Genomic DNA, 23741 nt, shown 5'->3' with positions numbered 1-23741 from the left:
CATATTGACACGAAAGATTAGATTCGGCAGAAATAGAATATGTACCTATATTTATTGCACTATTTTTGTATTTTGAGTCAAATATCAAAAGAAAACTTGCTAATTTTTACTAACTCGGACTTATTTTCAGATGTCGCGTTATCCTTCCATTCTCTTCGTAAATCAGAACTACTATCCAGATTTAGTATCAGCGGGGCAGCGTCTAACAGACTTAGCGGAGCACCTTGCCGCTGACGGCTTTGCGGTGAGCGTTCTCTGCGGGCGCGGCGGCTACGAGGGTGAGTCTACCGATGCACCAGTTCATGAAACACGTAACGGTGTGCAGATTCGGCGCCTACGCACACCAAACTTTGGTCGGTCGTCGAATCTCGGCCGCATTACCGATTACGCAGCGTTTTTCACACAAGCTCTCGGTCACGTTCTAGCCCGTTCCGCTCCTGATTACGTCGTTACCCTCACGACTCCCCCACTGGTCAACATTGTTGGTGCAGCAGCGAAGCTCCTGAAGAATCAGCCTTACGGTATCTGGTCAATGGATCTGCATCCCGATGGAGAAAAGGCACTGGGAATGATTCCGGAGGAGGGCCTCGTCACTTCGGTCCTCGACGGGTTAAACGATATGGCATACCGAAAGGCCGACTTTGTCATTGCTCTTGGGCGGCGGATGGCCGAGCGGATCCAGGCGAAAGGTGTCAGGAATGATTCTCTGAAGGTACTGCCGATGTGGACGAAAGGGATGGATGAGGTGCCGGAAGAGCAGAACCCTTACCTTGAAAAATTTGGCCTTCAGGATCGGTTTGTCGTGCTGTACGCTGGCAATGCTGGACTCTTCCACCAGTTTGAGGAGATATGTGATTGCATGCGTCGATTCAAAGATCATGATGACATATATTTTCTGTTTGTAGGAGATGGGCCCCGTCGAGACGAAATCGAATCGTACGCGCGAGAACACGATATCGATAATTTTGAATATCGCGACTACGTCCCCCGTGAAGATCTGAAATACGTCCTTTCCCTGGCAGATGTGCACCTGTTGAGTTTGCGTCCCGAAATCTCTGGTATTGCTGTGCCAAGTAAGCTGTATGACAGTATGATGTCGGCGCGTCCAGTCCTTATGGTCGGTCCCCGTTCGTCGGAAACGGCGCGCACCATTGAGGAGGGCGAATTTGGAGTTGTGTTTGATCCTTCGAGAAGAGAAGGAACTGAAGTCGTTCAGGGGCTTGTTGAAGCGCTCGAGATGTTTTACGAAAAGCCAGATCAGAGACGTGAGATGGGAGAGAGGGGACGGGCGTTGTACAATCGGAAGTATGCTCAAGAAAGAGTATGTGAACAATGGAGCCGCTTTCTTCGGGACCAGATCGATTCGTCGTGTTGATGCACAAGCAGCGTCACGATAACTCCCAACAGCGGGCTGGCCTTGAGATCCGTACACGCTCCTCGTGCCATCATTTCAACGCTTTGAGTTTCCCGCTGACTCCCTCACGACTCTCTGTTTGGATTGTCTCCGTCTTAAAATTTTCTGGTGGGATTCGCTTCTGAGTCTTACCTCTTGACATGCTTGTCGTGATCGTTCTCGTGAATACACTTTTCAGAATTCTCTCTAATTGAAGTCTGCTATTATGAGTGTTGCCTTAGTTACTGGCTCGGCGGGCCTTATTGGGTCGGAAGCCGTGGAGTTCTTTGCCGATCTCGGTATGGACGTTGTCGGTATCGACAACGACATGCGGGGAGAATTTTTTGGCGAGGAGGCGTCAACAGAATGGAATCGGAAGCGGCTCGAGAGGGAGGTTGGGCGCTACCGGCACTATCGGGTCGATATTCGCGACGAAGATGCTATCAATGATATTTACCGAAAATATGCCGACGACCTGGAGGTCATTATCCACACCGCAGCTCAGCCGTCACACGACTGGGCAAAAAAAGATCCTATGACCGACTTCACCGTCAATGCCAACGGCACACTTGTGCTGTTGGAGGCAACCCGAGAGCATTGTCCGGATGTACCGTTCATTTTTACCTCCACCAATAAGGTGTATGGGGACCGTCCCAACTCGCTACCCCTTGCTGAAAAGGAAACGAGGTGGGAAATTGAGTCCTCTCACAAGTATTCGGAGGGCATCTCGGAGTCGATGAGCATCGACCAATCGATGCATTCCCTTTTTGGAAGTTCAAAGGCTGCAGCTGACATTCTCGTGCAGGAATACGGACGATACTTTGACTTGAAGACAGCCTCCTTTCGGGGAGGGTGCCTCACGGGTCCCAGTCATTCGGGGACCCAGTTGCATGGATTTCTTTCGTACCTAATGAAATGTGCGGTGACTGGAGAGCACTACACTATTTTTGGCTACAAAGGGAAACAGGTACGTGACAACATTCACTCTGCCGACCTGGTCGCTGCCTTCCATGAGTTCTACAAGGACCCTCGTAGTGCTGAGGTCTACAATATAGGGGGCGGACGCCAGAGCCATTGTTCAATGCTGGAGGCTATTCGGATGTGTGAAGATATCGTTGGTCGAGAGATGAATTACTCACTTAGTGACGATCACCGTCAGGGAGACCATATTTGGTACGTGAGTGACCTTTCCAAATTCAAGGCACACTATCCCGACTGGGATATCACGTACGATGTGCCAGAAATTCTGCAGGAGATTTATGAATTCAACGTAAACCGCTGGACGGAAGCCGCTCCAGAATATTAAAGATAGTCGCTCGTGGGGAAATGCTGGTGCTTCACGTTCAGCCGTGCTTTCATGCCGCATCACGTCTTTTCAATTGACGTCGAAGACTGGTACCAAGGCATCGAGATACCTATGGACCAGTGGGACGGTTTTGAGAATCGCGTCGAGGCCAGCATGGATCACTTGCTCGATCTCATGGCCTGCTACGACGTGACGGCCACCTGTTTCGTGCTCGGCAAGGTCGCGGAAGAGCATCCGAACCTCGTGAAGCGCATCCACGCGGCCGGGCACGAAATCGCCACCCACGGCTACTCCCATACCAAGATCTACAACCTTACGCCAGAATGCTTCCGTCGCGAGCTGCGACATTCGATTGATCTGCTCCAGGACTTGACGGGGGAGCCCGTGCTGGGCCACCGGGCGCCTTACTTTACGATTACCGAAGACTCTCTCTGGGCGCTGGATGTGCTCGCCGAGGAAGGCATCCGCTACGACTCCAGCATCCACCCGGTCCTCAACTGGCGCTACGGCATTCCAGACGCTGACCGAATACCCTCGAAGGTAGACACGCCGAATGGCCGGCAGCTACTGGAGGTCCCGGTGTCGACGTATCCACTACCAAAGGTGAACGTGCCGTGTGGTGGGGGAGCCTATCTGCGCATCTATCCGTACTGGCTGCAGCGAACCCTTCTGCGGCGGCTCGAAGCGCGGGAGGAGCACGTGGGCCTTTACGTACATCCCTGGGAGGTAGACCCGGAGCATCCCAACCTTGATTTACCCTTCCGGGTGAGCGCAACGCACTACTGGAACCTGGACTCGACCCTGCCGAAGCTGGAGCGGTTGTTCCAAGACTTCTCGTTTCAGCCGTACCGGGACGTATTCAGTGACGAACTGGGGGCACTCGCCGCATGAATCTGTTTCTGCTCACCCAGCCGGACGCGTTCTATCTCCCGAAGCTGATCGACCGCTTCGTGGAAGAGAAGCCGGGCACGACGCAGATCGTCGGGGCCTCCGTCCTCGAAGGCGAAATTGCCCTGGAAAACGTTCCCGACTATCTTCGCCTGATGGGCGTGCGCGGAACCGTGCTCAACGGGCTGGACTTCGCTCGGCATAAGGCTCTCGACATTATTGACCGGAGTGTTGGACTGAACGGACTGTACTCGGTTCGGGGTGCCCTGCAAGCCCACGACATCCCGGAGCACACGCCGGAAAATGTCAACGATCCGTCGTTTCTGCGCGAGCTCGACCGGCGAGACGTTGATCTGGTCATTTCCATCGCCTGCCCGCAGATTGTGCGAGAGGACTTACTTGCGCATCTGACCGAAGGCGTCATCAATATCCACGGCGCACTGCTCCCCAAATACCGCGGCAAGCTGCCCAGCTTCTGGGTCCTGGCCAACGGGGAGAAGAAGACCGGGGTGACTGTCCACTACATGAACGAGGAGCTCGACGACGGGCCAATCATCGTGCAGAGAGAGGTTTCGATTGAGCCGGACGATACACTGCACTCCCTGGTTCTGCGTTCAAAGGTAAAGCATGGCGCGCCGACGCTCGCCGAGGCGGTGCGGCAGATTATGGCGGGGGATGTGGACCTGAGAGACAACGACGAGGAGGAGGCAACCTACTTTTCTTTTCCGACGGCTGGGGCGATCCAGCGATTTCAGGAGCGGGGCCGGAAGATTCGGTAGAGAGTGGAGCGTCGGCAGTCCGCACTTGGTAGTGAATCTGGACGAGCCCAAGTACGAGATCCTCAACCTGGGCGCCCTGACGCAGGCACTCGACGAGTGCCGAGGAGGAAGTAGTCCTGGGCTGAGGGTCGGAAACGACGCAGCTCAGGGACCTCATTTCGAGCATTGTGGAGGCGATGGGCATCACGCCGGAGATTAAGCAGCGCCCTGAACGAAGTGAGGAAGTGCTTTTAGGGTGCTGCCCGCCCGGCCGGGCGACGCAAAGCGGACCTAAGCACCCCAAGAGTACTTCCTCTCTCAGGAATCACAGGTTCCTTCGCTCGGGGCGCAGACATTTCGAAGGCGAACGAGCTTTTCGACTGGCAGCCAGAGACTTCGATCGAGGAGGGGCTGCAGGTCTTTGCCGACTGGGAGACAGATGACGCCGCGGATCGGCCCGTGGGGGACACCTAGCGCGAGAGGGGGGACGGAAGATCCACGTCCGCGTGCGACACTGGCCTTGCTAATCTGCCCGTCCAGGGGGATAGTCCCGGAACAAAGAACCTTGGTATTGATGGACGTGGGCGTTCAACACGCCGCATCGGTGTACTGATTGTCAACGCTCTCGACTCTCAAATGCATGCCCCCGTCTCCCGAGCGTACGCTGGATGGTTGTCCGAAGTCCCGACCTGGGTTATCGTCTGGGTCGGGGCCTGCGGGATGCTCCTGGGGACGACGGCCCAGCCAGCGCAGGGACAAGACGTGGGGCCGATCCAGACAGAGGTGTCGGTCTTCGGCGCGGGCGCCAGCACCCATCAGCTCCCCTTCTGGCTCGGGGCAAACCAATTCGGGCGGTTTGATCGGGAAGGAACGTCCTTCGGCACGCGCCTCGCGGCCCGGCGGCCCTTTTCGGCGTCGGGCAACGGGCTCGACTACGCGGTCGGGGTCGACGTGGTGGGGCGGGCGTCCGACCACCCCACGCTCCACGCGCAGGAGCTCTACGGGCGGCTCCGGTACCGGGGACTTCAACTGACGGCCGGGTGGAAGAAGCAGACCGTTGGGCGCGTTGACACGGCCCGCTCCCTTGGCGGCATTACCCGGAGCGAAAACGCGACGCCCCTGCCGAAGGTGAGCGTGTCGACCCCCGGCTACGTGCCCGTGCCCGGCACGAACGGATTCTTGGGGATCAAAGGATACCTGGCCCACGGCTGGATGGGGGCCGACCGGGTGGTGCGCAATTCCTTTCTGCACGAGAAGTACGGGTACCTCCGCATTCTGCCCGCTCGCTGGCCGGTGACGCTCCACGCGGGGCTGATCCACCACGCGCTGTGGGGCGGGACGCCGACCGGCGCGGTGGCGGGGCGGGAAGCGGGGGCCTTTCGAGACGGGCTCGAACAGTTCGGCCGCGTGTTCTTTGCGACGCGGGACTCCGACGAGAGAGGCCCCGACCACATGGGCAACTACGACTTCAGCGTCGACGTGGCGGCCGGGCCCGTAGAGGCACAGGTCTACCGGCAGTTTTTCTTCGAAGATGCCCCGGGGCTCTGGTTTCGGAACGTGTGGGATGGGCTCTGGGGCGCGGCGCTGCGGCGCCCCGGCGGGCCCGCCCTGGTGGAGGCCGTGCTGTACGAGCACTTCCGGTTCATCCGCCAGAACGCAAAGTTTGCGGAGGGGCAGCGGGCCGGGGCCGACCGCAATTTCAGCCAAACTCTGTTCCGGTCGGGGTGGACCCATCAGGGCCGGACGATTGGCCTGCCGCTCGTGACGCCGCCGGCCAACACGCCGGGCGTGCCCGACGACCGGCCCGGCATTGCCAACAGCCTCGTCGTGGCGCACCACGTGGCGGTGGAGGGCACGGTGCTCCAGCCGGGGCTGTCCTACCGGCTCACGGGCACGTACAGCGAGAACAGCGGGTCGAAGAGCCTGTGCTCGGACGCGGACTGCACGCGCCTGCTCGACGATCGCTTCTCGCGGACGGGCCAGTGGTCGTTTCTGGTGGAGGCCTTCGGGCGGGTGCCGGGGACCGATCAGCTCTCCTACGACCTGGGGCTGGCCGTGGACACCGGTGACTTTCGGCAGGAGAGTGTGGGCGTGCGGGTGGGCCTCACGTGGCGGGGACTGTATGACCCGGAGGGTCAGTAGTCCAGGATCGCTGAGGCCCAACGTGCCGGGCAGAGAAGCCCACGGGGAATTTGTGGACCGGGCGTATGGTGATGGGGAGGCGGCTCGTACTGGAAATCGAGCGGCGTAATGAGCGGACGAGCAGGAGAAGAAAATGAATCCTTCATCACAACCGCTCGTTTATCATAAAAAACCATTTTGATAGTCCGCGGCCCAGCTCATGTCAATCCTTGCCACACCAGTGAAAAACCAGCGGGAGCGGTGGGCGGAGATCAGCTCCGATCCCGTTCTCTGCGAGCTTCCCTACAAGGTCGAAACCAACCGCCGAGGACAGTTGATTTTGAGTCCCCACTCTGCGTCGCATTCCGACACGCAAGGCGATCTCATCGCTCTTCTTCATGAACACACCGCGGGCGGGCAGGCCCGTCCAGAGTTTCCCATCGCGACATCGAAGGGCACGAAGGGGGCCGATGTCGTGTGGTGTACCTCCGAGCGCAGGGACGAGATGGAAGGTACGGGGGATCTTCCAACCCTGGCTCCAGAGGTGTGCGTCGAAGTCATGTCCGAGTCGAACGACTGGGATGAGATGGCGGAGAAGCGTCCGCTCTACCGCGACGCTGGGGCCGAAGAGGTATGGGTTGTGACCGAAGAGAAGGGCATCCGCTTCTTTGCTGATGAGGAGCGAGACCGGTCCGAGGTGATTCCGACTGTTCCAGATCGTCTGTGAGAATCAGTCGGTGTTTGAAATCTGTGTCGCCTGGTGGCCAGGAGGACAGGGCCGACCGGAGAAGAGGGAATGCGGGGAAATATGAGAGTTCTGTGTAGAATTGCGGGAGCATTGACATCCCTGCCTGCGTCCCCTAGCGTACGACTGTTATGAACCAACGCGCTCTCATGTCTGCCTGTCTGCCCGCGACCGACCCGCACGTCGGCGCGACTGGAGGCCTCTACGCCTTTGCCCGCTTCTATCTGGGTCACGCGTATGTCTATTTTGTCTCCTTTCTGACGGCCGGCGGTACGTAGAACGAGCGCATACCGCATCCTTGCACCCCGCCGGCCGATCGCCCTCGGCCCCGGCGGGGTTTTGCTGTGTGTGGGTCGATGGGCGCCAAGTCCGGGGGGCTTCCGATCCCTGCTCATCCCCCACCCCGACGCCCCCCCATGAATGCATCCCCCACCCCGACGACCGTAGACGAGGCCCGCGTCCGGATCGACGCCATCAACGAGCGCGTCGTGGAGCTGCTTGCCGAGCGGCAGTCCATCGTCGATGAGCTCTGTGCCCTGAAGGCCGACACCGGCACTGCCGTGCGCGACCCCGAACGGGAGGCCGAGCTGCTGGCCGACGTGCGGGCGGCGGCGGACGAGGCCGGGCTGCCCCCTGACCTCGCCGAAGCCCTCTTCGAAGAAATCCTGGCCCACTCGGTGGCGCGCCAGCGGCGCCAGCGGACGGACACGGCCGCGGTGCCGTCCGACGACGAGGAGGCGGAGAGGGACGCCGTCAAGGTTGCCTCCGGGGGCGGGACGCAGGCGCAGCGATGAGGGCCTGGGGCTGAATCTCTCGGCCCGGGCGCGCATTCAAGCGGAGTCTTCTCACCGTACGTAAATTGGCCCCTCTGCACCATGAGCACGGCCTCGGACCGCCCGGACTTCGTGCCGGAGTACAACAAGCCGGACGCCCCCGGCCTCCACATGAACTTCGACAACACCGTCTCCCTCTACCACATCGTGGGGGCGGAGGACGACTTCGAGGCGGCGGCGCAGGGCGTGTTTGCGCTGCTTACGGAGGCGCAGGCGGAGTTTCCGGACTGGCCGCGCGTGCTGTACCTCGACATCGAGGGCCACGCCCGCGACGACGGGCGCCTGGAGGAGGACATGATCGAGCTTCAGCAGGAGTTTCTGCTCGCCGCCATGGGCAAGTTTTTTACTGCCCTGGCCCTGCCGCTGGTGTCGGTGGTCAACCCGGACGATCAGGTGAACGACCTGCCGGACGAGCTCGTCCTGCAGCCGCCCGACGCGGAGCTGCCCGAGGAGACGGCGTGGCCGCAGGCGTGACGTCGCGCCGGGGCCGAGAAACTGCCGCCCGACGGCTCCGGTATCGGGACCAGACGTTCCGTCCACACTATAGTTTGCCCTCCCAAAATACGTGCTGCCCGCCATGGCCCTTGCCCCCGCGCTCCTTCAGACCGCCGCTCAGTTCCAGGCCAATGCGCCGGTCGGGATGGGCATTGAGTGGCTTACCCTCGCCGCCCTCTTCGTGCCCGCGGTGTTTCTCGTCGTGCTCGTCTACTGGGGGGCACAAACGACCGTTTGAGGACGCGGGTGCTTTTCAATCCGAGCCCGGACGAACAAGCTTATACAAAAAACGCCCGTGCCGGGAGGGCCGACACGGGCGTTTGCGAAGTGTGGGGGGCGGCTGTGGAGGCGGCGCTACACGTCGTCACACTCGTTTTCGAGGTAGTGGTTGGCGCGAGCCTCGTAGTCGCCGTAGGCCGCGTTCTCGAACGTCTGGCAGGCGGAGGCCTTGTCGCCGAGCTCGATCTGTGACTCGGCGATGACGAAGTGGAACTTGGCGGCGTCGGTACGACTGCCCTGGTGCAGGTCGAGCCCCTGTCGGGCGGCCTGGACGGCCTGCTGGTACTGCCCACTCTCGTAGAGGGCCGTCCCGCGGTAGAACATGGCGTTCGCGTTCGGGTCCACGTACTCGGTCATCTGGTCGAGGGCACCGAGCGCCTCGTCGATCCGGGCCTGTGACGGGTTGTCGCCCTGCAGGGCCTTCGACGCCCGGGCCAGAAACTCGTCCTGAATGCGCTCGGTGGCCAGGCCCGCCACGCGGGTGTTGCCGACCTCGTTGCCGATCTCAATCGCGCGCCGGAGCGACTGGAGGCCCGCCTCTGTGCTGTCCTCCATGTTGATGAGGGCCAGGCCCTGATTGTACTGGGCGGTGGGGTCGGTGTCCGTGTACTCCCCCAGCGCGTTGAAGTGGGACAGGGCGTCCTCGTAGTTCTCCTGCTTGAGCGCCGCGCTCCCGGCGCCCCTGAGGCTCTCGGCGAGGTTGTTTTCAATCTTGCTGACAAGGTCGCTCAGCCCCAGCTTCTGGGCCAGCTGAACGGACTCCTCAAATCGCGTGGCGGCCACCTCGTAGTTCTCTTTGTTTCCGGCCTGCGCGCCTTCCTTGTAGGTTTGCTGCAGCTCCTTCTTGAGCTTCTTCTTCTGCTCGGCGGACAGGGAGCTTTCGCTCTGGGCGAGGGCGCCCCCGGCCCCAAGCTGGAGGCCGAGCAGGCCGGCAGCGGCGGCGACCAACCAACGGGATGCGAGAACGCGGGAAAACCAATGGGTATTCATGACTGGGGGACTGATTGCGGGGAATGGTGAAAGACCGTCAACCTCAGACGCCGAGTACGATAGGGGTGCCCTACACGTTTGTTTCCGGCGCCGAGGCCCTTCGGCCCCGACGGGCGCGTCGGCCCGACAGCCGAGATCGGATCGACTGCGGGACGTTTGCTTCGAACAAGGTACAACGTCTGTGCCGAATGTGTAGCCGGCCGGACGACGAGGCCGTCCGCGCGACGAGCACTCGTGTCCCAAGGCCCCCCCCGAGGCTCTTGTGCCCTAGAAGAGGGGCTCTTGGTCGGACGTTGTGGCCTGGAGAAGGGGAGAGTATGAAGATGGTGGGGAGTGGGGCGGGCCCGGTCGGGTGGGGAAGGGGCTGTGGGCGGCAGTGCGCAGCGCTGTCCAGGATTGAATACAGCCGGACGCAGAGGAGAAGGAGGCGGGACACTGGCATTCGGCGCCCGATCTCGTTATTGTTATGGAGGAACGTCGCACCAAGGAGCCCCAACACATTCTCTCGTGTGCGGCCGTTCCGCACTGCTCGTTTCGCTTTGCACGCACCACATCCCCTACGTCCATGAAGCTCATCGTTCCCATGGCGGGGCGGGGCACCCGTGTCCGCCCGCACTCGCATGTGACCCCCAAGCCGCTCCTCACAGTGCGAGGGCGGAGCATCGTCGAGCGCATCGTCGACACCTTCTCGCAGGTCCTGCCGGCGCCCCCCGACGACGGCGTGTTCGTCCTCGGGCCCGACTTTGGCAACGAAATCCGCGACCAGCTCACGGCGCTCTGCGACGAGCGGGGCATCACGCCGCACTTTCCCGTGCAGGAGGAGGCCCTCGGCACGGCCCACGCCGTCGGCTGCGCGGACGAGCACCTGCAGGGCGAGGGCGTGGTCGTCTTCGCGGACACGCTCTTTGGCCTGTCCGACGAGGTGACCCTCGGCGACGCCGACGTGATGGCGTTCGTCCGCGAGGTCGAGGACCCGAGCCGCTTCGGCGTCGCCGTGCGCGACGGCGAGCAGGTGACCGAGCTCATCGAGAAGCCCGACGATCCGGTGTCCAACGAGGCGCTCATCGGGATCTACTACCTCCGGGAGCTCGCGCAGCTCAAGGACGGGATCGACCACGTCATCGACAGCGACCTGAAGGGGGCCGATGGGGAGTACCAGCTGACTGATGCCCTGGACTACCGCCTGCAACAGGGCGACGTGTTTACCGCGGCGGGCGTGGACGCGTGGATGGACTGTGGCACCATTCCGGCCCTGCTGGAGACGACGGGGCGCGTCCTGGAGCGGGAGTCCGGCGACCTCCACCAGGGCACCGTCGAGGACAGCGTCGTCCACGACCCGGTCTACATCGGCCCGGATGCGACTGTGAAGAACGCGGTCGTGGGGCCGCACGTCTCGATCGAGGCGGGGGCGACCGTCTCCAACTCGGTGGTGCGGGACAGCATCGTCTTTGCCGGGGGAGAGGTGGAGAACGCGGTGCTCGCCGACTCGGTCATCGGGCGCGACGCCGCGGTCGACCAGCGGGTGCGAAGCCTCAACGTGGGCGACCACTCCCAGATCAACGTGGAGCTGCGTAGTTGAGGGCGACGGCGGAGCACGAGACGCGTGAACGGCCGGGCAGGATCACGAGGCCGCCACCGGGCCGGGCGCACGCCGCCCCCTGCGTGTGTGTTTTGGGTGGACTATGGCATTTGGCGGCGCTGAGGGCGCGTGTGCCGCGTGGCATCGGAGCAGCCGGGCCGGTCGATCGTTTGTGTCTCCACGTCGCACAAAGACGGTCGATCGGGTCGGCGAAGCAACGGGCCGGCTCCTCCGTGGATGGAGGTGCGTGGAGGACGGATGTCGTTTTTCACGCCCCGGTTCACGGGCTCCCCGAGCGTCCCTCCCAATCTCGTGTGCCGCACGCCCTCATGGAGACGTACCCCGACTCGCTGGACGAGAAGCTCGGCTTTGATGTCGTGCGCGACCGCCTGGCGGCCCGCGTACAGAGCCCCTTGGGCCAAGAGCGCCTCGCGTCGATGCAGCCGGCCCGGACGATGGGCTGGCTGCGGGGCGAGCTGGGTCGGGTGGAGGAGCTGCAGGGCGCCTTCCGGTACGGCGACTCGGTGCCGCTGAGCCCGATGTACGACCTCCGCGACGCCCTCCGGCGCGCCGCCCCCGAGGAGGCCTACGTGGACCCGGAGGACCTGATGGCGACGCGCCGGACCCTGGTCACGCTCCGGCGGCTGAAGGCCCACTTCGAGGCCCGGCGCGAGGACTACCCACGGCTGGCCGACGCCGTGGCGCGGGCCACCCCGCTCCCCGACCTCGAAGAGCACGTCGCGTCCATCCTCGACGAGGATGCCTCCATCCAGGACGACGCGTCGCCGGAGCTGCGGCGCCTGCGCCAGCAGATCCGCTCGAAGGAGAAGGCGCTCCGCACGACGCTCAACAAGGCCCTCCGCCGCGCCGTGCAGGAGGGCCACGCCACCGGCGAACAGGCCACCCTCCGCGGCGGGCGCATGGTGATCCCGGTGCGCGCCAGTGCGAAGGGGAAGGTGGAAGGGTTTGTCCACGACCGCTCCGCCAGTGGGCAGACCGTTTACATCGAGCCGGCGGCCTGCCTGGAGCTCAACAACGAGGTGCGCGAGCTCCAGAGCGCCGAGCAGGACGAGATCGAGCGCATCCTGCGCCAGGTGACCGGCCACGTGCGGGCCGAGAGCGACGCGATCGAGGAGAATCTGACGGTGCTGGCGCAGTTCGACCTGCTCCGGGCAAAGGCCCGTCTCGCCAACCGCCTGGACGCCGTGGTGCCCAAGCTCAACGAGGAGGGCCGGATCGAGATCTACGAGGGCCGAAACCCGGTCCTGCAGCTGCACTTCGAATCGCTCGACCCGGAGGACGAGACCGACGGGCGCGCCCCGGGCGGCGACGACGAGGCCCTCCCGCCGCGGGAGGTGGTCCCGCTCGACCTGGAGCTTGGGGCCGACTTCCGAACGCTCGTCATTACGGGGCCCAATGCAGGGGGGAAGACGGTGACGATGAAGACGGTCGGCCTCTTCTCCCTGATGCTGGCCTACGGACTGCCCGTGCCGGCGGCGCCTCACTCCTCGTTCCCCCTCTTCGACCAGATCGTGGCCGACATCGGGGACGAGCAGTCGATTGAGGACGACCTGTCGACCTTCAGCTCGCACGTCTCCAACCTCCGTCACATGCTCTCCGCGGCCGGGGACAACGCGCTCGTCCTGATCGACGAGGCGGGCACCGGCACGGACCCGGACGAGGGGGCGGCGCTGGCGCAGGCAGTGCTGGAGCGGCTCACGGCGGCCGGCGCCCGCACGATTGCAACCACCCACCACGGGACGCTGAAGACGTACGCCCACGAGACGGAGGCGGTTGAAAATGGGTCGATGGAGTTCGACCAAGAGACCCTGCGCCCCACCCATCGCTACCAGGAGGGCGTGCCCGGGTCGTCCTACGCCTTCGAGATCGCCCGGCGCATGGGCCTGTCGGAGGGCCTGCTGGGGCGGGCCCGCGACCTGGCCGGCACCCAGAAGACGGCGATGGAGAACCTTATCACCACCTTCGAGCGGCGGACGCAGGAGCTGGAGGAGGAGCTCTACGACGCCCGCACGGCCCGTGAGAAGGCCGAGGCGGAACAGCAGCGCTACGAGGAGAAGATGCAGAAGCTGGAGAAGGAGCGCGATGATTTTCGCCAGCAGGCCCTGGAGGAGGCCGAGCGCATCGTAGAGGAGGCCAACGCCCGCATCGAGAACACCATTCGCGAGATTAAGGAGGCGCAGGCCGAGTCGGGGGCCACCAAGGAGGCGCGGCAGCAGCTCGAAGAATACAAAGAGGACCTGGAGGCGCAGCGTGAGGAGGCCGGGTCGAGCGACGTGGACGCCGCGCCGGCGGAGGGACGGGACGCCCGACAGACGGCGTCGGGGCCTCCCATCAACGAGGGGGATCAGGTGGTGGTAGACGATGGCTCGACCGCCGTGGAGGTGCGGGAGATTGAGGACGGAGAGGCGCTCGTCGCGATGGGCTCGATGCACATGCACGTGCCGCTCGACCGCCTGACGCGCGTCGGCGGCCCGGCGCCCGAAGAGGAGGACACGGGCGGGGGCACCGAGATGACGGCCCTTGAGGCGAGCCCGTCGATCGACGTGCGGGGCGAGCGGGTGGACGCGGCCCGGCGGCAGGTGCAGCGTTTCCTCGACGACGCCGTGGCGGCCGACCTCGATACGGTCGAGATTCTCCACGGAAAGGGCACCGGAGCGCTCCGGAACGCGCTCCACGACATGCTCGCGGACCGGCCGGACGTGGCGGACCACCATAAGGCGCCCATCGAAGAGGGCGGGGCGGGCGTGACGAAGGCCGCCCTTTCCTGATGCAGATTCAAGCAGTCTCCTCGGGATAGAGTCATTCCGAGCGGAGTCGAGGCGCTGGGAGCGCAGCGACCGAGTGCTCCTGGAGTGAATCTCTCTACATGAGGCAGAACCGCTAAATTCGAAGAGATTCTTCGGTCGCCGGTATTCCCTCAGAATGACGAGCCCTCCGTAAAGCACAAAAGACCTCTTGAGCGGGCAGTCTGCCGAGGGGCTCTCCCATGCCTGCCCCACGTGCTGGACGAACTGCCCGCCGGTTTGTAGATTCGTGGGCGGCAACGTACCCCAACGACATTTCCTAGTAGCACGCCTGCCGATGGCCCACATCGTTTCGACGCGTCCCCTCATCGACGAGGGGCTTTCCGGAGTGCGGGACGATCACACCCTCACCGTCTGCGACCCGCCCGACGGCAGCACACGCTCCGTCGATGACCTGATTGCCCTGACCGACGGGGCCGATGTCCTCCTGTCGGTGCTCGCCGACCCGATCACAGAAGAATTGTTTGCGGCGCGGCCCGAACTCCAAATGGTGGCGCAATACGCCGTGGGGGTCGACAACATCGATCTGGACGCGGCGGCGGCGCACGATGTGGCCGTCACCCACACGCCCGACGTGCTGACCGACGCGACTGCGGACCAGGCGTGGGCCCTCCTGCTGGCCGCCGCCCGGCGGGTGCCGGCGGCCGACCGGTACGTGCGCGAGGGCCGCTTCGAGCGCTGGGAGACGACGCTCCTGATGGGCACGGAGCTGTCCCGCAAGACCCTCGGCATCGTCGGCATGGGCCGGATCGGGACGGCGGTGGCCCGGCGGGCGCTCGGCTTCGGGATGGAGGTGGTCTACCACAACCGAACGCGGGCCAACCCGACCGTGGAGCGCCAGGTGAACGCCCGGTACGTGGGGCTGGACGAGCTGCTGAAGACGAGCGACGTCGTCTCGCTGCACTGCCCGCACAACGAGGACAGCCATCACCTTCTCGATGCGGCGGCCTTCGCGAACATGAAGGCGTCGGCCCTGCTGGTCAACACCGCCCGCGGTCCCGTCGTCGACGAGGCGGCGCTGGTCGACGCGCTGGCGAACGGCGAGATTGCGGGGGCGGGGCTCGACGTGTTTGAGGAAGAGCCGGACGTGCACCCGGGGCTGGTGGAGCAGGAGCGGGTCGTCTTGGCGCCCCACCTGGGCAGTGCCACCACTGGTACCCGCACGCGGATGGCTCAAATGTGCGTGGCCTCCATCACGGCGTTGCTGGAAGGGGCCGACCATGTGCCGCACCGTCTTGTGTAGGCCCCCGGCCCTCCCCGGTTGCCCGTGCGCTGGTCGGTGGGATGGACGCTCGTGTGGGCGGTGTCGGACAGTTCGGGGGTGGGAAACAGGCCAGCGGCCCGCAGAGCGGAATCGGCCCGTTTTTTGCGGCCGCGAGCCCGTAGCATTGTTGTTGCTCACTCCCTGCCCGGTTGCTTCCCTGCGTTCATGTCTGTCTCAAGATCGTTGGTGGTGTTCCTCGTACTCGGACTTGGGGGGGGGCTGTCCGCTGCTCAGGGGCAGCCGGCCGACTCAAGTGCCTCTGCCCCGGATTCGACGACCGGGCCGCCCGCAATGGCCCAGCGAGTGGCGGCTGCGTTTGCGGAGGGGGATGCCCGTCGGCTCCTCACGCCGTCGGCCGACCGGGTCGAGATCAGTCTCTTTGGCAATCGCACCTTCTACAGCAGCTCCCAGGCCGTATACGTGCTTCGAGAGTTCTTCCGGAGCCACCCCCCGGGTCACTTTGCACTGGGGGACGTGATGGAAGCGGGGACGAGTTTCTTCGTGCGGGGCGAGTACGAAGAGGCCCGTAGGGTCCGTCGGCATCGCGTCTACGTTCGGCTCGACCAGCCCCAGGGAAAGGATCTGTGGAACCTGCACGAGGTGCGGATCGAACATGCCCCTGAGTGACCGAGGCATGGGCGGGGCGCGAAACGCTCCTGCTCCTCCGGGCACGCGGCGCCGGTTGGGGGCGCCTGCACCGAGAGGGTCTCGCTCGTCTGTGGATTTGTCTCTCCGTTGCGCGTGATGGGTCGCCTGCTCCGTGTGCTCCAGCGTCGTCCGTGGGCCTCGGGCGTGGGCCTCGTGCTCTGCGTGGGCCTTCTGGGGACGGCGGCCCTTCGGGGCTACGCGGTCCAGCACGTCGCGGCCGATGCGCCGGCCCGCCAGGACGCGGCGGTGGAGGCCGCCCTCGCGACGATCGAAGAGCGGTTTGGGGCGCTTCGCGACCGGCTCCACGACCGAGCGAGGGGACTCGCCGCCGATTCGAGCATTCGGGCGGGCCTACGGGCCGGGCAGGATCGGGGGGCCCGTCCGTCGGGGCTCACTCAATATGTCGCCGGGCGCCCGACCGAGGCCCGCACCGCGATCGAGGTGTACGGGCCGGGCGGCCGTACGCTGGCCTGGGCGGGCCCCCAGGTGCCCGTCGACCGCGAGCACATGGCGGGACGATCGGGGGCCCGCTCCCGAACGACGGTCGTCCACGACGAAAGTGGCCGGTGGGCCCTCGCGGCCTGGGCGCCGGTTTCCCATCAGGGGGAGCAACGAGGGGCCGTACGGGTTGCCCAGGTGGTTCGGCATCGCCCGCCCGTGCAGAACCGGTATGTTCAGGCCACGAGCCTGGAGGCGCGGTGGAGCCGGGCCACCGGCGAACTGGTTCGGGTGCACTGGAGCGGGGCAGCGCCCGCTGCGCCTCACCGGGCGCTGCGGGGGCGGGACGGCGCCGTTTTGGGGTACGCGTCCGTGGAGCCGCCCTCGCCCGATCAGGTGGTGACCCGAACGGCGTCGTTCTACGCCGATCTTCTGGCGGCCTGGGCCGCCGGCCTCCTAGGGTGGGGCCTCGTCCTGGGAGGGCGTTGGTATCTTCGCCTCGCGCGGCGCCCCGGCCTGCGACGGCACTGGCGGGCCCGGCAGGCCGCGGCCGGTCGGCTCGCCCTCGTCACCCTCCTTGCGCTGGGGGGACGCTACGCGATGGTGGCGTTCGACGTGCCGGCCCGATGGATGGGGCCGGGGCTGGGGCTCGACGCTCTCTTCGACCCGACGTACTTTGCCTCTACCCTCGGGGGCGGACTCTTCCGGTCCATCGGGGACCTGCTCCTCACGGGACTGTGGGCAGGGGGGCTTGCCACCGGGGTCGTGTACCTGGGGCGGCACTACCGGCCGCGAGCCGACGCGCTGGACGAGCTTCCAAAGGCGCTTCGCCGATACGAGCCCGATCGCCCCCACGCGGCCCGGTATCTTGGAACCCTGGTGGGACTCGTGGCGGGCAGTCTCGGGGCCGTCGTGGCCCTTGCCTTCGTCGTGCGACGGGCGGTGCTCGATAGCACCCTCGACTTCTTTGCCCGCACCGGACTGCTGCCGGAGCCGCTCGTGCTGGGGGTGCTGTGCGGCCTCTTTCTTCTCGTGGCCTCTGGCGCGCTCGTCGGCATTGGGGGCACGTGGGTGGCCCTGCGTCGCCTCCTGCACCATCGGCCCCGCACCTGGCCGCGGGGCATCGGGCTCGTGCTGGGAACGGTGCTGTACGGCGGGGCGCTGGCCGCGCTGTACCTCGGCACGGACGTACAGGCCTTCGTGTCGTTGCCGTACGTGCTGGTTCTTCTTGGGGGCGTGGGGGGGCTGGCAACGTACGGCCTCGTTGGGCGCCGAGCGCAGGACGAGGTGCTCACGCTGCGCGGGCTGCTGGGCGGGCTCTTCGCGGTCACGCTGCTGCTCTACCCGCTCCTGTACGCCGGCATGGACGCGAGGCGGCAGGAGCACATGGTGGATGCCGCGCGCTCGTTTGAACGGGGCCAAGACCCGCGCGTCCTCTACTCGGTGCGCCGCGTGCTCCGCTCGGCCTCCGGGGCGCTAGGGCCTTCCCTGCGGACCAATGCGCCCGCCGCCGACGCCCACATGGATTCGATCGCGGCCCGGGTGGTGCGGGAGTCGCTGCTGTCGTCCCTGGCCACGTACGAGGTGCGCCTGAGCGTGCTGGCGTGGGACGGCACGGTGCGGCGCCAGTACACGGCCGACGGACGCGTGGCCCCGGCGGAGCGTACCGAGGCGGCGGCCCGGACGGCATTCACGGCCCTCTCGCCCCGCTACGGGCGGCGTCCGGGGGCCGTGGTGAAGCAACTGTCGTCGTCGGGCACGGCTGTACGGACCGCCGGGGCGCGTCGGGGCCAGTATGCCGGGCTGCTGGGCATGCCGGTGGGGGGCGAGTTCGTGGAGGGCTGGGTGCTGGTCCGCATCGAGCCGCAATCTGTGCTGCCGGGGACGGGGTTTGGCCTGTCCCGAGTCCTGCTGCCGGACGGCTCGTTTGGGGACCTGTACGCCGACCTGTCCCTGGCTGAATTTCGGGACGGGCGGCTCGTGCGGAGCGTGGGCGAGGCCTTCGGCCGGGCACGCCTCCAGACTGCCCAGCGCGATGCCCTCCGCGGACGACCGTCCCTGTGGCGGCACGAGACGGTGCGGGGACGCGAATACCTGACGCACTATCGCCGGTTCGTGCCGGCGGGGGGGGCTACGCCGTCGACCGTGGCGGTGCGCATCCCCGCCATCCTCGCGTTCGACCACCTCTACTACCTGCTTCGACTGACCGTCGCCGGCCTCTGCGTCGGGCTCGTCGTGTACCTGCTGGGCCTCTCCGTGCGGTACCGGCACGGTCGCCTCCCGGCCCGCCGCGTGCGCTTCCGCGACAAGGTGCTCAACGCCTTCCTCGTGGTTGGCATCGTCTCGATGGTGGCCGTGGGCGTGGTGGGGGTGCGTGTGGTGACCGGCGAGAATGAGCGCGCCATCGAGCGACGCATGCACGACCAGCTCACCCGCGTGGAGGAAACGCTGGCCCTGAAGGCCGGCCCCAACGAGCCCCTGTGGCGGGTGGCGGAGCGGACGGACGTGGACACCCTTGCCGCCCGGGTGGGGCTCGACCTGCACCTCTACGACGACGGGCGGCTCACGCGGACGAGCCAGCCCCGCCTGCGCCGCGACGGGCTGGTGGAAGAGCGGCTCTCGGGGACTGTGTACCACGAGCTGTACGACGAGACCTACCGGTCCGTGACCGCCGAGGCGTCCATTGGGCAGTTTCGGTACCGGGTGGGGTATCGGGCGCTGGTCGACGAGGCGGGGCGGCCGCGGCTCGTGGTGGGGGTGCCCACCCTCGCCCAGCAGGAGCAGCTGCAGGAGGAGAAGTCGCGCACCCTGGCCTACCTCTTCGGGGCGCTGCTGCTGCTCGTCGTGGTGGTCATGCTCACGGGGGTGGTGCTGGCCAACGCCCTGGCCCGGCCCATCGCCCAGCTCCGGCAGGGCCTGGAGGCGGTGGGCGAGGGCCGGTTCACACGGCCGCTCTCGGTGGACACGCGGGACGAGATTGGCGACCTCGTGCTGACGTTCAATGAGATGCGCGACCAGCTGGCCGAGAGCCGGCGCAAGCTGGCCCGGCAGGAGCGGGAGCTGGCCTGGCGCGAGATGGCCCGCCAGGTGGCCCACGAGATCAAAAACCCGCTCACACCCATGAAGCTGTCCATCCAACACCTCCGCCGGGCCTTCAAGCAGGCCGACGGCACGACGGAGGGCTCGCCGTTCGAGGAGGTGTTTGACCGCATCACGAGCACCCTCATCGAGCAGGTCGAGTCGCTCGTGCGCATCGCCGACGAGTTTTCGACGTTCGCCCGGCTGCCGACCCGCGTGCCCGAGCCGACCGACCTGATCGAGGTCATCGAAGAGGCCGCAGCGCTCATGGAAGAGGAGGCGGCCAACGCCGAGGCCCTGGCCCTCGACCTGCCGGACGACCCGCTGGTGGTGGAGGCGGACCGCGAGGAGCTGCGCCGTGTCTACATCAACCTCCTCAAGAACGCCCTGCAGGCCCTCCCCGACGATCATGAAGGCGGGGTCCGGGTCACTGCACAGCCAAGCGAGGGATTGGACGAGGGGCCGTCGGTCTACAGCGAGGTGATCGACGACGGCACCGGCATCCCGCCGGCGGTGCAGGACAAGGTGTTTGAGCCCAACTTCTCGACGAAAACGAGTGGCACCGGGCTCGGGCTTGCCATCGCTCAAAAGAGCATCGACGAGCTCGGCGGCGAGATTGGGTACGAGACAGAAGAGGGGAAAGGGACGACGTTTTGGATCCGCCTGCCGCTAATCGAAACGACCGCGTAAGGGAGGGCTGCGTACGGGCTACGTGGCCGACTGGGCCGGCCGGGCCGCGGCGCGAATCTGGTCGATGCGTTCGGCGAGAGGGGGGTGAGAGTATTCCAGGGCCACGGTCAGCGGGTGGGGCGTGAGGGTGGACAGGTTCGTCTCCGCAAGGCGCTTGAGGCCGCTCACGAGCGCCCCCTCCCGGCCAGTGGTCTCCACCGCAAAGCGATCGGCCTGGAACTCGTGGCGGCGCGCCCAGGCGTTGAGCGGGATCGAGAGCAGCAGGTCGACCGGGGAGTAGAGCAGTCCGAAAAGCAAGAGGCCGGTGTACACCGACGGCTGGTCGACGTAGAAGGCGTCGAAGAGGCCCTCGACCTGCAGGAAAACCGAAAGCAGCAGAAAGAGCACGCCGGTCTGCACCACGCTGGTGGCAATGCGCTGGGGGATGTGGTGCAGCTTGTAGTGGCCCATCTCGTGGGCGACCACCGACAGCAGCTCGTCCACGGACAGCTGCTCCACGAGCGTGTCGAACAGCACGATGCGCCGGTTCGCCCCGAAGCCGGTGAAGAAGGCATTGGCTTTGTTCGACCGGCGCGACCCGTCCATCACGTACACCTCGTCGACTGGAAAGTCGACCCGATCGGCGTACGACAGAATCCGTTCGCGGAGCCCGCCCGCCTCCAGCGGCTCGAAGTCGTTGAAGAGGGGCATCAGGTAGCGCGGGGCGAAGAACTGAAGGAGCAGCATGACCGCCGTTACCACGACCCAGGCGTACACCCAGCCGTACGGGCCGGTGGACTGAAAGAACCACAGGACCGCGGCCAGGAGCGGCCCGCCGAGCACGACCCCGAGCGCGACGCTCTTCAGCAGGTCCAGCACGAAGGTCCTGGGCGTGGTCTCGTTAAACCCGAAGCGCTCCTCGATCCCGAACGTGGAGTAGATCGTGAATGGCAGCGACAGCGCCCCGCGCCCAAGCACGAGGAGACCGATGTAGCACAGGCCCGTCGCGATGGGCCCGAAGCCCCAGCCACGCACGACCGTGTCGAGCCCCTCAAACCCGCCGATGAACCAGAAGACGAGCAGCACCGCAAGGTCAACCGTGGACGAGAAGAGCCCGAAGCGGGTCCGGGTCCGGGTGTACTCCTGCGCGCGCTCGTGCTCCGCCCGGTCGAACGTATCCCGAAACTCGGCCGGCAACTCGGGCTGGAGATGGCGGAGGTTGAGGAGGTCGGAGCTGAGGGTGAGCCCGTACTCGGCCAGAAGGGCACCGAGGATCAGGACGGCGTAGGTGTTCACAGCGGCAAAACGTTGGATTGTTATCGGCAATCGAAATCGGTGTGCTCCGTGCTCTGCGGGCTGAAGACTCCGCGAGGCTCTTACGCGTGTGCTCCCGGCCGTGATCGACGGGACGACCAGGCGGACGGCGGCACCGGCTCCGGCACCCGTGGTGGGGACGGAGGCGTGGCGCAGACGGAGGGACGGGCGGCAAGAGGGCCGGTTTTTCCTCCGTGAGACTCATCGTAGGCCTCTTTCGCACACACCGGTCCTCTTTCACATCGAATGTCGAAGGAGATGCCCTTGCTAGGCGGCCCCGAGTACGACGGCGCCCGCCCGAGAGAAGGAGACCGCGTCCGCCGAGACGGCGGGCGGCTGCGGGGCGACGGTGTAGCCGCTTTGCTCGGTGTGCAGTATCGCCGTGAGGGCGGACGGCATGTCCACCTGGGCTGCGCCCTTCAGGTTCACGATGATGTGGACCGGGGGGCGCTCCAACAGCAGCGTCGTGTCGCTGCGGGCGTCGACGCGTATCTCGTCGCCAAGCTGGGGGCGGAGAGCCAAGAGGTCGTGGTAGAGCGCCAGCACGCCGTCGTGCGGGGGGCGGCGCGGCTCGTCCCAGTCCAGCACGCTGCGCTCGAAGGTGGCCTTGGCCTGCGGGTCGGGCACGTCGCCCGCAAAGCCGGAGACGTCCGCAAATTCTTCCGTGCGTCCCTCGGTTACTCGCGGGCCGATCTCATCGTTGTGGTCGGTGAAGAACTGGAACGGCGTCGACGCCGCCCACTCCTGGCCCATAAAGAGGAGAGGGATCTCCTGTACGACACAGAGGAGCACCGAGAGCGCCCGGTACGTGGCCGGCGACACGTCGTCGGTCAGCCGATTGCCGGCAGGGCGGTTGCCCACCTGGTCGTGGTTTTGAATAAAGACGACGCACTGCGTGCGGTCCACCGGGGCGGGGTCGGTTCCGCGCGGCCCGCCGACGTGCTCCGAGTGTCCCCCGCGGAAGAACCACCCGTCGCGCAGGGTGGTGGCGATGTCGTCGGTCGTCGTGCCCTGGAAGTCGCGGTAGCAGCCTTGCGTATCGCCGGCCGTGAACACGCGCAGTTGATGGTGCAGGTCGTTGCTCCAGACGGCGTCGAGCCCGTGCCCGTCCGCGTCGCGCGGCTGCACGAGGAGGGACTGGTTGCGGGAGTCCTCGGCGATGAGGAAGCGCTCGGGGCCGTCGATGTGGTCGTCCACGGCGGCCGACAGCGCCGCCAGGAAATGGGGCTCACTCTCGTCGTGCAGGGCATGAGTGGCGTCGAGGCGGAGGCCGTCGATGTGGTACTCGCGCAGCCAGTGCAGCGCGTTGTCGACGAAGAAGTGCCGCACCCCCTCGGCGCCCTCGTCGTCCAGGTTGACGGCTGCGCCCCAGGGCGCCGGGCCGGCCGTAGGTGCGTGCCGGGGCGAACCAAGCCGCCGGGTCGTACCCCCAATTTCGCGCGCCCGGGAAGCCGTGCACTGGCATCAGCTCGATTGCCGTGATGCCCAGATCCCTGAGGTACGTGAGCTGCTCGCGAACCGCATCGAAGGTGCCCGCCTCGGTAAAGGCGCCGACGTGCAGCTCGTACACGACGAGATCCTCTCGGGCGACGCCCGTCCAGTCCGCGTCGCCCCAGTCGTATGCGGTCGGGTCGACGACCTCGGACGGGCCGTGCACACCCTCCGGCTGGTGGCGCGAGGCCGGGTCGGGAAATGGGCCATCGTCGTCCAGCCGGAACCGGTAGCGCGTGCCGGGGGCCGCCGCGTCGGTTGTCCGGACAAACAGGCCGCCCTCGGTCGCTGAGAGGGCGAGGGACGGCCCGTCTTTGAGCTCCAGGGCGACGGCGTCCGCTGCCGGAGCCCAGACGCGAAACGTGACGGCGTCGTCGTGGGGGTGGGCGCCATGGACGGGAAACGACGAGGGCATGCCGGACGAACGTAGGATCTGTGCGGTGGTGCAAACATCGACGGCTCCCCGAGGGAGAAGATCGGCGAGAGACGAACGGGGCTCTGGGCCTCTCCCCAACTCATTTCGCAGTAGCACTGGACCGCGCCCCAAACGGGCACATTTTGAACGAAAATGCCCCCACGAGGCCGATGCATCCCAGATGGGAGGCGACGATGAAGGGACCGGGAGGA

The 23741-nt window shown here is 65.6% G+C and carries 19 protein-coding genes; 15 read left to right on the top strand and 4 right to left on the bottom strand.

Going from position 1 to position 23741, the window contains the following annotated elements; all coding sequences use genetic code 11:
• Positions 1-130 precede the first annotated feature (130 nt).
• The 10 genes from B7R93_RS03710 (at position 131) to B7R93_RS15445 (ending at position 8777) form a co-directional block, all read left to right on the top strand.
• Positions 131-1375, top strand: coding sequence for a glycosyltransferase family 4 protein (locus B7R93_RS03710; protein ID WP_103019491.1), 1245 nt, complete (start codon positions 131-133; stop codon positions 1373-1375).
• Between the two features lie 244 nt (positions 1376-1619).
• The gene (locus B7R93_RS03705) at positions 1620-2699 is read left to right on the top strand and encodes an NAD-dependent epimerase/dehydratase family protein (protein ID WP_103019490.1); all 1080 of its coding nucleotides are present in this window, start codon (positions 1620-1622) and stop codon (positions 2697-2699) included.
• Positions 2700-2750: 51 nt separating this feature from the next.
• Positions 2751-3590 (top strand): XrtA system polysaccharide deacetylase, encoded by an 840-nt coding sequence (locus B7R93_RS03700; protein WP_103019489.1) that lies wholly within the window; start codon positions 2751-2753, stop codon positions 3588-3590.
• Complete coding sequence (locus tag B7R93_RS03695) at positions 3587-4366, top strand: methionyl-tRNA formyltransferase (RefSeq protein WP_103019488.1); 780 nt, start codon at positions 3587-3589, stop codon at positions 4364-4366. The genes B7R93_RS03700 and B7R93_RS03695 overlap by 4 nt, the downstream gene beginning before the upstream one ends.
• A 615-nt stretch (positions 4367-4981) precedes the next feature.
• On the top strand, positions 4982-6487 hold the full coding sequence (locus B7R93_RS03685) for a capsule assembly Wzi family protein (RefSeq protein WP_103019487.1): 1506 nt from the start codon (positions 4982-4984) through the stop codon (positions 6485-6487).
• Positions 6488-6686: 199 nt separating this feature from the next.
• Positions 6687-7193 carry a Uma2 family endonuclease gene (locus B7R93_RS03680; RefSeq protein WP_103019486.1) on the top strand — a complete coding sequence of 169 codons (507 nt, stop codon included), beginning with the start codon at positions 6687-6689 and terminating at the stop codon, positions 7191-7193.
• A 167-nt stretch (positions 7194-7360) separates the two neighbouring features.
• Positions 7361-7489 carry a hypothetical protein gene (locus tag B7R93_RS16000; protein WP_262507548.1) on the top strand — a complete coding sequence of 43 codons (129 nt, stop codon included), beginning with the start codon at positions 7361-7363 and terminating at the stop codon, positions 7487-7489.
• Positions 7490-7627: 138 nt separating this feature from the next.
• Positions 7628-8005, top strand: coding sequence for a chorismate mutase (locus tag B7R93_RS03675; RefSeq protein ID WP_232797981.1), 378 nt, complete (start codon positions 7628-7630; stop codon positions 8003-8005).
• An 81-nt stretch (positions 8006-8086) separates the two neighbouring features.
• Positions 8087-8518, top strand: a complete 432-nt coding sequence (locus B7R93_RS03670; protein ID WP_103019484.1) for a hypothetical protein — start codon at positions 8087-8089, stop codon at positions 8516-8518.
• A 103-nt stretch (positions 8519-8621) separates the two neighbouring features.
• Positions 8622-8777, top strand: coding sequence for a hypothetical protein (locus tag B7R93_RS15445; RefSeq protein ID WP_198598570.1), 156 nt, complete (start codon positions 8622-8624; stop codon positions 8775-8777).
• A 116-nt stretch (positions 8778-8893) separates the two neighbouring features.
• Here the strand turns inward: B7R93_RS15445 and B7R93_RS03665 are convergent, their stop codons facing one another.
• On the bottom strand, positions 8894-9808 hold the full coding sequence (locus tag B7R93_RS03665; RefSeq protein ID WP_103019483.1) for a tetratricopeptide repeat protein: 915 nt from the start codon (positions 9806-9808) through the stop codon (positions 8894-8896).
• 565 nt (positions 9809-10373) lie between these two features.
• Between B7R93_RS03665 and B7R93_RS03660 the strand changes: the two genes are divergently transcribed.
• From B7R93_RS03660 to B7R93_RS03640, 5 genes are all read left to right on the top strand, one after another.
• Positions 10374-11387: a sugar phosphate nucleotidyltransferase gene (locus tag B7R93_RS03660; RefSeq protein ID WP_103019846.1), complete on the top strand. Its 1014-nt coding sequence runs from the start codon at positions 10374-10376 to the stop codon at positions 11385-11387.
• 314 nt (positions 11388-11701) lie between these two features.
• Entirely contained in the window at positions 11702-14176 is a 2475-nt protein-coding gene (locus B7R93_RS03655) for an endonuclease MutS2 (protein WP_232797980.1), read from the top strand.
• Between the two features lie 313 nt (positions 14177-14489).
• Positions 14490-15455, top strand: coding sequence for a 2-hydroxyacid dehydrogenase (locus B7R93_RS03650; RefSeq protein WP_103019481.1), 966 nt, complete (start codon positions 14490-14492; stop codon positions 15453-15455).
• A gap of 186 nt (positions 15456-15641) precedes the next feature.
• Positions 15642-16103: a DUF4783 domain-containing protein gene (locus tag B7R93_RS03645; RefSeq protein WP_103019480.1), complete on the top strand. Its 462-nt coding sequence runs from the start codon at positions 15642-15644 to the stop codon at positions 16101-16103.
• 117 nt (positions 16104-16220) lie between these two features.
• Positions 16221-20330, top strand: coding sequence for an ATP-binding protein (locus tag B7R93_RS03640; protein ID WP_103019845.1), 4110 nt, complete (start codon positions 16221-16223; stop codon positions 20328-20330).
• An 18-nt stretch (positions 20331-20348) separates the two neighbouring features.
• Here the strand turns inward: B7R93_RS03640 and B7R93_RS03635 are convergent, their stop codons facing one another.
• The 3 genes from B7R93_RS03635 to B7R93_RS15680 all read right to left on the bottom strand — a co-directional run bounded on the left by B7R93_RS03635 (position 20349) and on the right by B7R93_RS15680 (position 23529).
• Positions 20349-21605, bottom strand: coding sequence for a M48 family metallopeptidase (locus tag B7R93_RS03635; protein ID WP_103019479.1), 1257 nt, complete (start codon positions 21603-21605; stop codon positions 20349-20351).
• A 285-nt stretch (positions 21606-21890) separates the two neighbouring features.
• Positions 21891-22952, bottom strand: coding sequence for an alpha-amylase family protein (locus B7R93_RS15685; RefSeq protein ID WP_232797978.1), 1062 nt, complete (start codon positions 22950-22952; stop codon positions 21891-21893).
• Entirely contained in the window at positions 22852-23529 is a 678-nt protein-coding gene (locus B7R93_RS15680; protein ID WP_232797976.1) for an alpha-amylase family protein, read from the bottom strand. The genes B7R93_RS15685 and B7R93_RS15680 overlap by 101 nt, the downstream gene beginning before the upstream one ends.
• Positions 23530-23741 lie beyond the last annotated feature (212 nt).

The organism is Salinibacter altiplanensis, from assembly GCF_002894645.1.
GTDB classification, from domain to species: domain Bacteria; phylum Bacteroidota; class Rhodothermia; order Rhodothermales; family Salinibacteraceae; genus Salinibacter; species Salinibacter altiplanensis.
Note: the sequence above shows the minus strand (reverse complement) of the source record. Positions and strands in the feature narration are given on the sequence as shown.